This is a genomic window from Petroclostridium sp. X23 (assembly GCF_030013905.1).
Lineage (GTDB): Bacteria > Bacillota > Clostridia > SK-Y3 > SK-Y3 > X23.
Map to the genome: position 1 here is coordinate 2,278,743 of NZ_CP124862.1, position 15,294 is coordinate 2,294,036.

The 15,294-nt window shown below is 34.7% G+C and carries 16 protein-coding genes; 4 read left to right on the top strand and 12 right to left on the bottom strand.

All coding sequences use genetic code 11. The features are described 5' to 3' along the window. The first annotated feature begins 5 nt into the window (after positions 1-5). The gene (locus QKW49_RS10860; RefSeq protein WP_282867552.1) at positions 6-2,153 is read left to right on the top strand and encodes a diguanylate cyclase; all 2,148 of its coding nucleotides are present in this window, start codon (positions 6-8) and stop codon (positions 2,151-2,153) included. Between the two features lie 72 nt (positions 2,154-2,225). On the opposite strand, the gene QKW49_RS10865 is transcribed toward QKW49_RS10860, so the two are convergent. From QKW49_RS10865 to QKW49_RS10900, 8 genes are all read right to left on the bottom strand, one after another. After that, the gene (locus QKW49_RS10865) at positions 2,226-2,438 is read right to left on the bottom strand and encodes an MATE family efflux transporter (RefSeq protein ID WP_282867553.1); all 213 of its coding nucleotides are present in this window, start codon (positions 2,436-2,438) and stop codon (positions 2,226-2,228) included. A 155-nt stretch (positions 2,439-2,593) separates the two neighbouring features. Continuing rightward, positions 2,594-3,988: a L,D-transpeptidase family protein gene (locus tag QKW49_RS10870; RefSeq protein WP_282867554.1), complete on the bottom strand. Its 1,395-nt coding sequence runs from the start codon at positions 3,986-3,988 to the stop codon at positions 2,594-2,596. Between the two features lie 559 nt (positions 3,989-4,547). After that, the gene (locus QKW49_RS10875) at positions 4,548-4,949 is read right to left on the bottom strand and encodes an arsenate reductase ArsC (protein ID WP_282867555.1); all 402 of its coding nucleotides are present in this window, start codon (positions 4,947-4,949) and stop codon (positions 4,548-4,550) included. A gap of 25 nt (positions 4,950-4,974) precedes the next feature. Next, on the bottom strand, positions 4,975-6,030 hold the full coding sequence (arsB, locus tag QKW49_RS10880) for an ACR3 family arsenite efflux transporter (RefSeq protein WP_282867556.1): 1,056 nt from the start codon (positions 6,028-6,030) through the stop codon (positions 4,975-4,977). Beyond that, positions 6,027-6,425, bottom strand: coding sequence for a metalloregulator ArsR/SmtB family transcription factor (locus QKW49_RS10885; protein WP_282868119.1), 399 nt, complete (start codon positions 6,423-6,425; stop codon positions 6,027-6,029). Before QKW49_RS10885 ends, arsB begins: the two co-directional genes overlap by 4 nt. Positions 6,426-6,659: 234 nt before the next feature. Next, positions 6,660-7,385: a permease gene (locus QKW49_RS10890; RefSeq protein WP_282867557.1), complete on the bottom strand. Its 726-nt coding sequence runs from the start codon at positions 7,383-7,385 to the stop codon at positions 6,660-6,662. Next, positions 7,382-7,864, bottom strand: a complete 483-nt coding sequence (locus QKW49_RS10895; RefSeq protein WP_282867558.1) for a permease — start codon at positions 7,862-7,864, stop codon at positions 7,382-7,384. The genes QKW49_RS10890 and QKW49_RS10895 overlap by 4 nt, the downstream gene beginning before the upstream one ends. 6 nt (positions 7,865-7,870) lie before the next feature. Continuing rightward, on the bottom strand, positions 7,871-8,194 hold the full coding sequence (locus QKW49_RS10900) for a cupin domain-containing protein (RefSeq protein WP_282867559.1): 324 nt from the start codon (positions 8,192-8,194) through the stop codon (positions 7,871-7,873). A gap of 98 nt (positions 8,195-8,292) precedes the next feature. On the opposite strand from QKW49_RS10900, the gene QKW49_RS10905 reads away from it, so the two are divergent. Beyond that, a complete protein-coding gene (locus QKW49_RS10905; protein ID WP_282867560.1) occupies positions 8,293-8,970 on the top strand; it encodes a Crp/Fnr family transcriptional regulator in 678 nt (225 codons plus the stop codon). Positions 8,971-9,037: 67 nt separating this feature from the next. On the opposite strand, the gene QKW49_RS10910 is transcribed toward QKW49_RS10905, so the two are convergent. From QKW49_RS10910 to QKW49_RS10920, 3 genes are all read right to left on the bottom strand, one after another. Further along, the gene (locus QKW49_RS10910; protein WP_282867561.1) at positions 9,038-9,208 is read right to left on the bottom strand and encodes an ArsR family transcriptional regulator; all 171 of its coding nucleotides are present in this window, start codon (positions 9,206-9,208) and stop codon (positions 9,038-9,040) included. 61 nt (positions 9,209-9,269) lie between these two features. Next, a complete protein-coding gene (locus tag QKW49_RS10915) occupies positions 9,270-10,457 on the bottom strand; it encodes an anaerobic nitric oxide reductase flavorubredoxin (protein WP_282867562.1) in 1,188 nt (395 codons plus the stop codon). An 82-nt stretch (positions 10,458-10,539) separates the two neighbouring features. Then, on the bottom strand, positions 10,540-10,932 hold the full coding sequence (locus QKW49_RS10920; RefSeq protein WP_282867563.1) for a methyl-accepting chemotaxis protein: 393 nt from the start codon (positions 10,930-10,932) through the stop codon (positions 10,540-10,542). A gap of 408 nt (positions 10,933-11,340) precedes the next feature. Between QKW49_RS10920 and QKW49_RS10925 the strand changes: the two genes are divergently transcribed. Further along, the gene (locus QKW49_RS10925) at positions 11,341-11,613 is read left to right on the top strand and encodes a hypothetical protein (protein WP_282867564.1); all 273 of its coding nucleotides are present in this window, start codon (positions 11,341-11,343) and stop codon (positions 11,611-11,613) included. A gap of 746 nt (positions 11,614-12,359) precedes the next feature. Then, positions 12,360-13,235, top strand: coding sequence for a DUF6602 domain-containing protein (locus QKW49_RS10930; protein WP_282867565.1), 876 nt, complete (start codon positions 12,360-12,362; stop codon positions 13,233-13,235). Between the two features lie 197 nt (positions 13,236-13,432). Here the strand turns inward: QKW49_RS10930 and glmS are convergent, their stop codons facing one another. Then, the gene (gene glmS / locus QKW49_RS10935) at positions 13,433-15,259 is read right to left on the bottom strand and encodes a glutamine--fructose-6-phosphate transaminase (isomerizing) (protein ID WP_282867566.1); all 1,827 of its coding nucleotides are present in this window, start codon (positions 15,257-15,259) and stop codon (positions 13,433-13,435) included. Positions 15,260-15,294 lie beyond the last annotated feature (35 nt).

Below are 15,294 nucleotides of genomic sequence, written 5' to 3' on the forward strand. Positions count from 1 at the left end.
CAGGCATGAAGAAAATAAAATGGAACAAAAACTCTATTGCCTATAAGCTGACTATATTTATGATGCTATTGGTTTTCGGACAGTCTGTATTATTGACAGGCACGTTACTGGCCGGCGGTGTCTTAGCGCAAACACAGGCAAATGCATTCCAGTCCTTTTATGAAAAAGCAAATAATCGTAAGGACTATTTGCAGCGTGAGATCAAAAATCGTTGGACAAATATGGACCCCTACGTCAAAGAAATCTCAAAACTGCTAGCTATTCTCAATGATCCCCGGCTTTCTCCGGAAGAAAGAAATAATAATTTTTTTACTCAGTCGGCTCCGTCTCTTATTTCCATGCTTCGGACTACTACGGCTACCGGCGCATTCGTTATACTGAATGATAATCTACAAAATAGTAATACCCATTCCGCTCTTTATTTTAGAGATTATGACCCGATGCTCAATGATGAGGCTAATAATGATTTGTACTTAATTGTGGGTACCCCCGAAATTTCGAAAAATTTTCAGATCCCTATGGATGAAGTATGGAAATATAGTCTGACTTTAGATGAAAACAACCGGGACTTTTATTTCAAACCTATGAGTATTAAAGCTTTAGGCATCAATGCGAATTTGTTGGGATACTGGAGTCTGCCCTTTCGCCTATCCCCAAATGATTTACCTATCATTACTTATACAATGCCTCTTTTTAATACAACCGGCCAAATTTTTGGAGTCATTGGTATAGAAATAACCGTGAGTTATTTGAATAGATTCTTACCGGCTATCGATTTATTTCCACAAGACTCATTAGGTTATATGATCGCTATTCAGAGAAATAAGGACGGCGGCATTTATCCCCTGATTACTAATGGTGCTCTTCAAGAACGGATGATTCAAAAAAATGAGAGGCTCTCATTTACAAGTAAAGATATGAAAAGAAATATATATTTGCTTGACAACCACAACAGCCGTAATAAAATATATGCCTGTGTAGAAAAGATGGGCCTTTATTACTACAATACCCCCTTTGAACAAGAACAGTGGTATTTAATCGGGATGATGGAAGATAACAACCTCTTGAAATTTGTCCACAAGATACAAGGGATCCTGTTCACTTCTTTTGTGATCTCTATTCTGATGGGTGCAGCAGGAGGCTATCTTGCCAGTTATCAGTTCTCAAAGCCAATTATACTGCTGGCAAAGCAAGTGCAGGAAAGTGACATGATTAGTGCAGCATCCTATCGTAAGACCGGATTATCTGAGATTGATCATCTATCCAACGCGATGGAGATTGCCAATAAAAATTTGCTTGAATCCACTTTGAAAATGTCGCAGATTATCAACTTAGTGAATGTTGACATTGGTGCATTCGAATATAAAAAAGACTCAACGCGCGTTTTTGCAACTGATCGGCTGGCGCATATTCTTTCCCTTTATAAACAGGAAGCAGACGAATTGTACCATAATAAGGACTTGTTTGTTAAAAAGCTGCATCAAATCTTAAACTGTTCGGAACCGGAAGAAGAAGATGTCTATAAAATTAGTGATTCTCCGGAAAAATGGGTGAAGATAAAAATGATTATTAATGAGACCCGTACCTTCGGAGTGGTCAGTGATGTTACGGAAGAAATCCGAGAAAAAAATAAAATTAAATTCGAACGTGATTATGACTCTCTTACAAAACTTTATAACCGAAGTGCTTTTCAGCGGCAAGTTGTTTCTCAACTAGCAAGCGGGAATTTAAAAGTTGCAGCGCTGATTATGTTTGATCTTGACTATCTCAAACAGATTAATGACACCTATGGACATAAATGGGGAGATATTTATATTAAAACCACTGCGGAATTACTCTCTTGCTTCAGCACAAACCGGTGTATTGCCGGACGACGGTCAGGGGACGAATTCTACGTATTTCTGTATAAGTTTGATGATAAAGACGAAATAAGAAATTTAATCCGCAATTTCTACAAGAAGCTTGAAGAGAATGTAATTACCTTCCCTGATAACACTCACAAGAAGATCATGATTTCAGCAGGGCTGGTCTGGCTCGCTAAAGATGCTGTAAACTATGATGAGTTGCTGCACAATGCTGATTCAGCTTTATATAAAGCAAAAAATCTTTGCAAAGGGCAGTTATGTGAGTTTCAGGAAAATCAGTACAATTAATATTGTTTAACTAGACTTGTGCAGTAAAAAGCAAATAATTGTTAAACTGTATAAAAACCTATGAAATATTCTCTAATACACAACTCCATATTTTATTCCGTCATTCATCCTTTCCTTATCTTTCTTACCATGATTAAATGCAACAATGGGAATCAATGCGTTATTAAGTCCGAATGCTGCAAAGAAAACAAACTGCTGAATTTTATAGTATACGCCGTATGCCGTAACAGCGACACTTGAAACAGCACCAAATATGATGTTTACTCCACATGTCATAAACGACATCAATGCCTGATTATGATTTTTTCAAGCTCACCGCTATTGGAAGTACTTCAACTTACAAGAAAAGAAAAAAATAAGAGTAGCGTTGCAATCCGTAAGAAAACTATTTATTTTCTATAACATTTCAACTTCTATCCTGTTCTTTTTTAACTATATTTCTATTCTTCATAGCAAATAATAGGAGTTCCGTCTTCTATATTATCAAAAATTGTTTTAGCTAAATATAATGGGGTATTTACGCATCCATGGGTCCCATTTCTCTTATATATCTCTCTTCCAAAAGAATACCTCCAGCTTGCATCATGTATTCCTATATTTCCGTTAAAAGGCATCCAATAAGTTACTTCAGCTTCATAATTTGCTCCTCTCAAAGTTGCTCCTTTTTCTTTATAATTAAGCATATAGATTCCAACCTTAGTGGAGTTCCCTTTATTGGGATTACCTGTTACTATGGCCCCTTGAGTTATAAGCTTTCCATCTTTATAAAACCATAAATGCTGCCTTGTTATATTAATTTCTACATAAGTATTGCCGATATCATCTTTATCCCTATATAAAGCTTTTTGAGTATATATAGGTTCTTTTTCAAGTACTTCGCCAAGTTTTATATTTTCTAATAGTGCTTTTGCTTCAGCATCACAATTAATTTTCCATCCATAAAATCCGCCCTTAACTTCTACTATTTTACCTGTAGATGTTTTGATTTTTCTTGCTATACCAACGGTATCATACTTTTTACTCAATCCGCGGACATATTGCTTAATTGCTTTTTCGTTTATTACTGCTTCTAACTTTTCATCAACACCGAGCCATTCATTTATTATATTCTTATCTAATATTTCATTTTCACGTCCAAATATATAGGTCATTTTTGTTGATACATATTTATTTAGTAAATTCTTAGTTTCAAGGGCCTTATCAGAACTTAAAGTATACCTCGGGTTGTCGTAACAAAAATTTTTATTTAAATCTAACTTTGTTTCTCCTTCTAATATACTCATTTCTATAACTTCATTTAATCTATCTTTATATATCTTATTCCCATATATTTCTTCAATCGCTTTATATGAACCATTTGAATACTTAAAACTTACATTCTTGGGTTCTATAATATCTGTATTTAAACAATGTAATTCATTTATTTTTTTTTCTAAATTATCTTTATCATAAACAAATAAATCGCTTACATAGTATTTTTGCTTCTTCAATAATGATCTTATCCATTTAAATGAATTTTGCATTTGATTAATTTTAGAAACACTCTTTTTTTCATTGTATTGCATTCCTATATCTTGCCCTATTATTTTTTCTATTTCGCCGTTTCTTTCAATTAACTGTAACTCATAACCTTTAGTGTAACTTCTAATTATATCATATACATCATCACGTGCTTTTAATGAAACATCTGCTCCATTTATTACTGTATTAAAAAAAAAATGATTCACAAAATATAATGAAACAAGTAAATATGTTAGTACAATTGAAGCTATTAAAATAATAATATTTTCTGTAACCTGACTTTTAAAAAGCTTTTTTATATTAGTATTCTTCATACCGATTTATACCTTTCATCAAAAATACATTTTTAAAAATATCGCAGCTAATTTATAATATGTTCGTATTTTTGACTTTAAAACTTAATATATAGTCAGCACCCATAATATTACAATAACAATACTCGCTACAAAAGCTACAGGAAAACCAACAACGGCTATCGTGCTTAATACCAATGCAACAAGTGTACAACATTTGATCTTGTTTAATAAAGTTGGTAACTAATCTTGCAAATTTAACTGTTTATATTTGCAAAAGAAAAATAAATCATTTTAAATCTTCCTCTCAAGTTGAGCAATGCGTTTTTTCATAGCTTGATATTCCTTAGCAGTCATGACCTCGTCGCTAGAAATGTTGACTGGAGAAAACTTTTTAATCCAACCTAAATGGTTACATCTGATATGCCATGCTCGCTGCTCAATTTTGCTACCGATGTTCCAGCATCTCACATTCAGCATGAATATATTTCCACCAATATAATTAGAATAAAAAAACCAACATCTGACAATACTTTTATAGGATTTTTTACTATCAGATATTGATTTTTCAGATGATATATTACATATCGTTATTCTTTACTCTTTGAATGAGTTCTTCTACCCTTTGTTTAATAATATCTCTTGTTTCCCTAAAACCTTCAATTGGTCCGCCTGACGGGTCAGTCAGTCCCCAGTCTTCTCTGTGGCTGCATGGCACAAATGGGCACTCTACATTACATCCCATCGTAATAAGGATATCAACTTCTGCAGGAATATCACTTAACAGTTTGGGACGATGTTCACTCATATCCACCCCTGCTTCTTCCATTACCTGCACTGCTAAAGGTTTAACCTCGGGATAGTTTTCTGTTCCTGCAGAATAGGCTTCTAATACTTCACTTCCTAATTTCTTTGCCCATCCCTCCGCCATTTGAGAACGGCAGGAATTATGAATACACACAAACGCTACTTTCTTCTGCATTTGTTTATACACCTCTTTCATCAACTTATTTAAACCAATGCTTTGTCTTATTTGCAATTCTAACCAATGCCAGCATAACAGGTACTTCTACCAATACGCCTACAACTGTGGCCAAGGCTGCCCCCGATTGCAGACCAAATAAAGATATTGCTACGGCTACTGCCAATTCAAAGAAATTACTCGCTCCAATCATAGCGGCCGGTGCAGAAATATTATGAGGCAATTTCCATACCTTTGCCCACCCATAGGCAATAAAAAAGATAAAAAATGTCTGGATAATGAGCGGTATTGCAATGAGTGCAATATGCAACGGATTCCCTAAGATAATCTCTCCTTGGAAAGAAAAGATAATCACTAAAGTAAGAAGCAACCCAATGATGGTAATATTGTTAAACTTCTTAAGAAAGATATTTTGGAAATACTCGATTCCTTTATGCTTGATAATATATTTTCGGGATAAGTATCCTCCCAATAATGGAATAACAACGAATAATATTACAGATAAAAACAATGTATCATAGGGAACTGTTACATTACTTACACCAAGTAAAAATGCTACAATGGGTGTAAATGCGACTAATAAGATCAAGTCATTTACCGCAACTTGCACCAATGTATAGGCAGGATCACCATCGGTCAAGTGGCTCCATACAAATACCATTGCCGTACAAGGTGCCGCTCCTAACAAAACCGCTCCCGCAAGATAATCAGTTGCCAAATCAGCATCAACCCATGGCTTGAACACCACTTTTAGAAAAAATGCAGCAATTAAATACATCGTGAAAGGCTTGATGAGCCAGTTCGTTACACAGGTTACCGTCAATCCTTTAGGTTTTTTTGTCGCCTCTACTATACTGGAAAAATCTATTTTCAGCATCATCGGATAGATCATTAACCATATCAAAATTGCCACAGGAATAGATACTTGAGCATACTCAAATTGACTTAGTGTCTGGGGAATTGCCGGCATCAATTGGCCGATAACCACTCCTGCTATGATACAAATAGCCACCCATAATGTTAAGTATCTTTCAAAAAAGCCCAATCCTTTTGTTTCTTTTACTGCATCCTGTCTATTCATACTAAAACGCCCTCCCTTTCTCTCTCCAAATATTCAATGACTGCTTGTTTATTTTGTCGTATATGCTCACAATTATATGGACTATTTTTGTATTTTTCCAACTTCTTACTATCATGTCTCCACTGTTGTTCTTTTCTTAATTCATTTTCGATATGCTGCAACAACAATCCGTGTCTTTCTCGAAAATCTTGACTTACTTTATAATGTACCCATTGTGCCTCTTTACAACTGCTAATAATGCCGGCACTTTTCAATTTGATTAAATGTCTTGAAACATTGGATTGTGTTATATTGAGCACTGTTTCAATTTCACATACACATAACTCTTCCTTTATCAATAAGTTTATAATACGCATACGGTTATCATCACCCAATGCTTTAAATATATCAACCATATTCAAATAAATCCCTTCTTATTATATTATTATATTCAACTTTAATCATATATTATATAAACATTTACTTTTTGTCAAGGTTTTTTCTTTAGGATACTCGTGACAAACACGGGGACGGTTCATTCATTTGGCTATGCTTTAAATATTTTTAAGTTTTATTTTTTTCACTTCTATCATAGTCTGTATACAAAAAAATATCGGTAACAGAAGTTACCAATATTTATAGTTGCATATTTATCTGAAGCCAATGGCTTTAGCGGGGCATTTATTCATAATGGATTTAATTCTATCTATTTGCTCATGACTAAGTATAGATTCTTTCCATTTGGCTTTTTTGTCTGCCATTTCAAAATGCTGAGGCAATAATTTTTCACATAATCCGCATCCTATGCAATACTGCTCTTTAATATCCACACAGGTAATTTGATTCAAATCCTGTTCTTGCAGCATGGGAACACTCTCTTTTTTAACAAATGCCGCCACAAGATAGGACATTATTAATATGGCTATTACCGTTAATATCCACCGTACTCCCATAAACTGTACTCCTAAGAACTTTGCTTCGTTGGCAAGCATCGGTACTTTGATAACCGCCCATGCACTTAAGATAATAACCACATTACTTACACTTGCACCTTTCTTTAAAAGCATTTTGCAGATTGGAAATGCGGCATAGATAGGACCGGCTGAAAAACTGCCCAGCAGAAATGAGAAAATACTTCCCTTTATTCCTGCTTTTTCTCCAAACCCATTTATAATCATCTCTTTAGGAACCCATGCTTCTATAATAGATGTCAGTATAAAAATAACCGGCATAATTTCAAGCATTTCTATAATATAATACATACTGTTGCTAACGGATAAATAGGCTTTATCGGGCATTGCAATAAACAGAAAAGCATATGCCAGAAATACTCCCGTTAGCAATTTATTCTTTTTTACAATGTCAATTACCTTCACATGATCACCTCCATCATTAATGCAATGAGCACTGCAAATATGAAACTAAGGACATTTCGAGTGACTGCAAATTTCAATCCAAACTCCTGCTTTTCTAAAGGAAATGTCACAACCCCTACCATGGTCAGCGTTGTTAAGAATGCAACAGCAGGGACAATGCTTGCGCCTACATTCACAAAAGAGCCTACCAGCGGAAAGGCTACGAAAGCCGGGATTAAAGTAACACTTCCTGCTAATGCTGAGATAATAGTGGAAACAAAAAGATTCGATTTCCCTAAAACACTTTTTATGGCTTCAGGCGGTATAAATGTTAGAATCAATCCTATAAGAAATAAAATTCCTATAATTTGCCCAATCATGTTCTTCATCATACCTTTTGCCATTTTCATTGAATCAATTGTCTTTTTCTTGTTCTTAATAAGAGATACGGCAAACGCAGTTCCTGTTATTCCCCATAAAGATATAGTAAATATATCCATCCCGCATCACTCCTTATAGTTCTTTGGGTTGGGTGATTTTACTACAAAGAACTCCAGTACCTCATCACCTTGATTATATACATTCATCTTTGTATTATATGAGATATTAACAATGTTGCCCTTGGCATACTGCTGCGGTCCCTGCTCATTTAACTGTAAAGTCATTGTCCCCCGTATCACTATCATATACACATTAGAATTGGAATAATGCTCCGGAAGACTTGTTCCTTTGGTAAGAACCATATGGTTTAGATGAATATTTTCGTCATCCACAATCCTTTCGACTAACTTTTCTTTTGTAATGCTGTACTCATATTTTTTCTCTAACATGATAAATCCCTCCTTTAAAAATTGTTGATTTTATATTATAATAAATCACAGCAGCATACAGTTACCAAGGTAACTAATTCTAAAAAAAGGTGATATTTTTGGATATAAAAAACTACTTGGATATTTTAAAACTAACAGGACTATTTGATAGACTGTCTACGGAAGAATTGCTTGACTTATTTAAAGATAACCGATATATTATCTCACAATATAAAAAGAGCAGTATTATCCATTTTGAAAGCGAAAAATGTACTTCTTGGGATATTATCCTAAAAGGTGAGGTCACTGTTCAGAAGATTGATGAGAAAGGGAATGTATTGACTGTAACAGAGTTTAGAACCGGTGATACTATCGGAGGAAACTTATTATTTTCAAAGCATCCTTATTATCCTATGAGTGTGTTGGCAAAATCAAATGCTGACATCCTGCATATTAACAAAGACTTTGTACTGCATCTTTGCCAAAATAGCCAAGATTTCTTAATACAGTTTTTGACCTGCATCTCAGACAAAACTGCAATTTTGACGAACAAAATTAAATCTATTTCTATGAAGTCTATCAGGGAGTCCATTGTTGAGTTTTTAAACTATGAATACTACTCTCAGAAAAGCCATGTGATAAAACTGCCCTTGACAAAAAATGAACTGGCTGAGAGGTTAGGAATTCAACGAACTTCTCTTTCGCGGGAACTAAATAAGATGAAAAAAGACGGCTTAGTCGATTATGATTCCCGCTCCATTACCATCTGTAATTTTGATATTATTCGTAAACTTTGACACGTAAATATTCCACTCCTTTTGAGCACTTATGATCTGTTTATTTTATCCAAAATACTAGAGCCCGCTAAACAAAAATGTTTTCTAGCAGGCTCGTTGCTGTTATACCTGTCCTCCTTGTCTCAACTACACCTCTTTCACCCATCACGGATAAATGTTGAGATACATTTGATACTCTGACTTTCATCTTTTCAGCAATCTCATCAACACATAATTCTTCATCGCCTAATAGAAACAAAATTTCTATCCTTTACCATAGATATCCTTTATAGAATGAAAAACCGGAGAATATTCCCCGGTTATAGTTTTTCTATAAAATTCCTACCATACTCCCTGCAGCGCTGTAATGCTTCTTCATCAGGATTCCACATTTCCCTTATACCTTCATCCACGATTGCAATTCCTGCTTTATTTATTTCCTCTGTAATCATTTTTACATTTTCTCCACTCCAACCGTAACACCCGAAACCCGCTGCCTTTTTATTCTTAAATCCAAGGCCTTTAATCATTTCAAGTATTCCTGCCGTTGAAAACAAAATACCCCTATTAATGGTCGGCGAACCTACCAAGAATGCCTTAGACTTAAAAACTTCAGTGATAACATCGTTCTTATCAGATTTAGAAACATTGTACAGTTTGACCACAACTTTATCATCAGCGGCTTTTATGCCTTCGGCTATGGCTTCTGCCATTCTTCTTGTACCATCCCACATGGTATCGTAGATAAGGGTTATTTGATTTTCCTGATAATGATTAGCCCATTCCAGATACTTATTTACAATCTGAATAGGATTTTCACGCCATATTACACCATGGCTTGGGCAAATCATATCGACAGGCAAATTAAAACTCAATACTTCTTCAATCTTTTTCATTACCAATGGACTAAATGGCGTTAATATATTTGCATAGTATTTTATTGCTTCTTGGTATAATTCTGCATAATCCACGCAGTCATTAAATAACAATTCGGATGCATAATGTTGCCCGAATGCATCGTTACTAAACAGTATGTTTTCTCCCGTCATATATGTAAACATACTGTCAGGCCAATGCAGCATCCTTGCTTCCACGAATATTAATCTATTTTCCCCAATATCCAAAGTATCTCCCGTCTTTACTTCAACAAAATTCCAATCTTGATGGTAGTGCCCCTTTAGTGACTTTACACCGTTTTTAGTACAATAAATAGGTGTGTCGGGTATTTCCCGCATTAGTTCCTCCAATGCACCGCTGTGGTCTACCTCGGCATGATTTGCAATGATGTAGTCTATTTTCTCTAGGTCTATCTCTTTTTTCAGGTTTTCAATAAATTCTTTATCAAAAGGCTGCCATACCGTATCTATGAGTACCGTTTTCTTATCTCTTATCAGATAAGAATTGTAGGACGACCCTCTATGCGTTGAATACTCATTTCCATGAAATCTTGTCAACTCCCAATCTATTTTACCAACCCATGTAACTTTTTCACTTACTTTATAACCCATAAAAGCACCTCCAAAAAATTTGTCCTAAGTGTAATAGTTTATATTTGCCCATTCTTATATCACTCTAATCAAACTTTAGATTTCAATACAATGTCATTAAGTTTTTTAGACAACTCATTGTGTCAATAAAGTCTTTCAGATTTTTAACCATAGCTGATTGTTCATCACTGCCCGAAGATACCCCTTGAACGGATACTGCTATCATCTCTGTTGATTTTGCTAATTCTTCGCTGATAAATGAAATAGAATCTAAAGACTCATTAAGCACTGATGACGACGACGCAATAGATATCACTATATTTCTAATATCAGAAACAAATTTATTGAAATTTTGAGTTAATATTCCTATCTCATCCTTGCTTCTAAATTGCAATTGCCTAGTTAAATCTCCTGCTCCCGATGATATCTCCTGCATCTCGTTACTAATCAAATTAACTGGATGTGGGTACTTCGGGGTCAAGCTTGAATTATTCACTTTTTTTCTATATTTAAATCATGTCTTCCATATAAGCTATATCCTCGCACATACCTGACTTAATTTTTAATATCTCAGATTTTCTTTATATAAAGCAAGTATATCTAGATACTTACTCTTATTTGTTTCACACGAATCGCACTTTTTCAGTGATTTTGAGCCGTCATTGAATTTTCATCCTCCTTTTTCATCCCGTACTAAAAGACAAGGAGTTACTATTCATGGTAACAATATAATACGCTTATTCATATTATGTAAATATGTGCATACACTTACAGCGTTTGCGCATCCATATATCATTCGTATTGTATAGTAGTTATTGATTGCATTTTGATTTATAATGTAATGATTTACTCGCTCATTATAAACTTATTTAGGTAGGCAATTGTTAAATGGAAGAAAAAACAGATGGATAATTTTAAAATAGAAATAAGAGCTATAGAAAAATTGAAATTGGCTCAGGCGGTAAGGGATCAAAAAAAAGAAGAATGTCAGATGCTAGCCGAAGCAGTATTGGATGCTGAAGTCAAGATCGGTGAATTATTAAAAAACATCCCCACTGCCCAAGGAACCAGAAGCGATTTGACTTTGGTCCACCGGTGGACCAAAGTTGGAAATGCCTCGAATCATACCTGTGAAAATCTATCCCTAGTCAAACGCAGGGACAGTTCATTCATTTGACTATGCTTTAAATATTTTGTACACTGTAGTCCCTGTAAGTCGGGATATCTGTTGATAAGTAGTACCATCTAACTCTTTTAACTTCTTAATAATTCTTATTTGTTCTTCAGGCTGTAAGTTCTGAATTCTTATCGCTTCGATATTAAATTCTTTCTTTATTAAACTTATCAGTTCCTAGTCGGATATTCTTTTTATAGGAGGCTGCATTTCAAGACAGTTATCATCATTATGTTCATTGACATACTCTATAAATTCTCCAGTACTTTTTTCTTTATTTGGAGTTACTATTTCAAGTGCAAACTTTGTAGACATAGGGACGGTTCGAAATCACTGAAAAAGTGCTTAATTGGTCAGAAATCACACAAGGGGACAGGGCCGCAGTCCGGCCAAAAATCAGGCCTGACAGCAGACCAGTCCCCTAGTCTGATTTCTTCTGCTCAAGAAATTCCGACTTTATCAGTGGTTTCGAACCGTCCCCCTGTCTATTGTATAGAATTTGTCGAATTTTGCGATGAAAAATGAAGCTAACTAGAAGGATTTATGGACAATTCAGTAGAATTTTTTATTATGATAAAATAAGAATTATTTGTACAATGCTTATTAAAGTGAGAGCTTTTATAAGCGGTATTTGCGAACCTTGGTTTAAGAATGTCATCAAATTTAAGGAATAACCGAAATGGAATTTCAAGGATACAAGAGGTATGTAAAATAATAATATAGAAAAAGAACTTATGAAAGGGAAGAAAATGAGTGTTAAAGAATTTTATGAAATAGAACAGTCTAATTTATTATCACAATCAAAAAAAGTATCATTATTTACTAAGCATCCAGGTACAATAGGCTCATTTCGTGAAGAGTTATTAAAATCATATTTGCGTAAATTCACTCCGTTAGGTCTATCTGTAAAATCAGGATTTATTGGTGATTATAAAGAAACAAGTGATGATAGTATTTTTAACGATCAAACTAAACAGGTAGACTTTCTTGTTTATGATAATAAAAAAGATATAACATTTTTTGAAACTGAAAATTTTGCAATAGTAAAGCCAAATTCAGTTTATGCAGCTATCGAAATAAAAAGTACACTAACTTTGTATAAAGAAAATTGTCCTAAAAACGGTAGTGTTGAAAAATATCCATTAGAATCTTTTGATGGAAATTATAGATATTCAGGAACACTTATTGATGCTTTAGAAAATATAAAATCTATATCAAATATTGCATATAAATACAATAATACTAAGATATTTACCGCAATATTTGCATTTAGTACAACTTTTAATCTTATTAAACTTTACGAAAAACTTGACTTTCAGGAAATTCAAAGACAACTTAATTTAAATGATGCTAATTTATTACCATTATGTATTTGTGTTCCGGGCAATTCCTTCGTAACAATTTATGAAAATGAAGAAAGTCTCGCACCATCTAGTGAAGAAGGATTATTTAGTATTATTGAAGCTACTGAGGAACATATATCTCTACCTTTGCAATTATTTACAAATACCTATTATAACAATATTAGGCATAGTTATACTAATAAAAAGCCAGAATCTGGAGGTATTTTTACTACTACACCAGGTATATGTAAAACGTTCTCTAAGCATTTTGATATGTATTAACTTATAGACCCTAATTTGCAGTTTTAAATATAGATTTTTCTTAATCTTTTACAATATAAAGAAGCTAAAAAAAGAGAAAGATTATGAAGGAATCCGTTCATAATCTTTCTCTTTCATGTAAGCTTTACAAACAACTATATTAAATAGTTTACGGCTTTATTAAACAAGATCACCACCAACTACTATCCCTACATCATTTATTCTACAGTAACCGATTTTGCTAAATTTCTAGGTTTATCCACATCATAACCTTTTGCAACCGTTACATAGTAAGCAAACAACTGCAATGGAACAACTGTCAATGATGAAGCCAGTAACTGGTCTAGCTCTGGCAAATATAAGACATAATCCGCTTCTTGCTCTATCTGTGTATTGCCTTGCTGCGCAAGTGCGATTACAACTGCCCCTCTGGCTTTTACTTCTTTGATGTTGCTTAGCATCTTATCAAAGAGATGGTCTTGGGTCGCAAGAGCGATCACCAATGTTCCTTCTTCAATCAATGCAATGGTACCATGCTTTAATTCACCGGCAGCGTACGCTTCCGAGTGAATATAGGATATTTCTTTCAGCTTTAATGAACCTTCCATGGCTACTGCATAGTCCAGTCCTCTGCCTAAGAAAAATACATCCTTTGCATTAAAATATTTTGAAGCATAATATTGAATCGTTTCTTTATCATTTAGTATACTTGCAACCTTATCAGGTAAAGTCTTTAATTGCTCAATGATCGCTGTAAGTTCATCCTTTGAAATTGTACCTTTTACCTGAGCCATGCAAAGCGCGATCAGATACATTGCAGTCAACTGCGTACTATATGCTTTTGTGGATGCAACTGCGATTTCAGGACCTGCCCATGTATATAATACATTGTCTGACTCTCTGGCAATAGAACTTCCTACCACATTTACAACAGACATTATTTTGGCTCCCCGCTTCTTTGCTTCTCTTAGGGCCGCTAGTGTATCTGCTGTTTCACCGGATTGACTGATTACAATAACCATCGTTTTTTCATCTATGATAGGATTTCTATAACGGAATTCGGAAGCTACATCTACCTCAACAGGAATTCTTACCAGCTTCTCGATAAGATTTTTTCCTACTATACCGGCATGGGAAGCTGTTCCGCACGCTACGATATATATTTTACTAATATTGTCCATATCTTCCTTGGTAAGCTTGATATCGTCCAATACAACAGTTCCGTCTTTCAATCTTGGATTAATAGTATCCCTGATCACTTTTGGCTGTTCAAATATCTCTTTGATCATGAAATGCTCATAGCCGCCCTTTTCCGCAGCCGATACATCCCAGTTCACAGTAAATACTTCTTTCTTTGTCTCTTCCTTATTCATATTGAAAATCTTTACTTCATCTTTTCTAAGTAGTACTACTTCTTTATCTTCCAAAAGATAAATATCCCTTGTATGTTCTAAGATTGCCGGAATATCAGAAGCAATAAAATTTTCATCCTTGCCTAAGCCTACGATGAGCGGACTATCCTTTCTTACTGCAACCATTTCCTCCGGATGATCCTTGCATACTATTCCAAGTGCATAGGAACCTTCCACCTTATTGATTACTTTAATAATAGTATCTATCAAATTACCATTATAGTAATAATCCGCCAAATGCGCTACAACTTCAGTATCAGTGTCAGAAACAAATGTATAACCCTTCGATTGAAGATATTCCCTTAGTTTAAGGTAGTTTTCAATGATCCCATTGTGAACGATTGCAATATCACCGGATGAGCTTGTATGGGGATGGGAGTTCACATCGGATGGTGCCCCATGAGTAGCCCATCTTGTATGGCCGATTCCCAGCGTTCCCGGTAAAACCTTACCACCTTCTAATTTATCCTCTAATATTTTTAGCCTGCCTTTTGATTTTACTACACTTACTTTACAATCGTTAAAGATTGCTACACCGGCAGAATCATACCCTCTATATTCGAGCTTCTTAAGACCTTCTATTAAAATTGGTGCCGCCTGTTTATCACCTATATATCCTACTATTCCACACATGTTCGAGACCTCCATTATTTGGCAGCGGCGAGCGG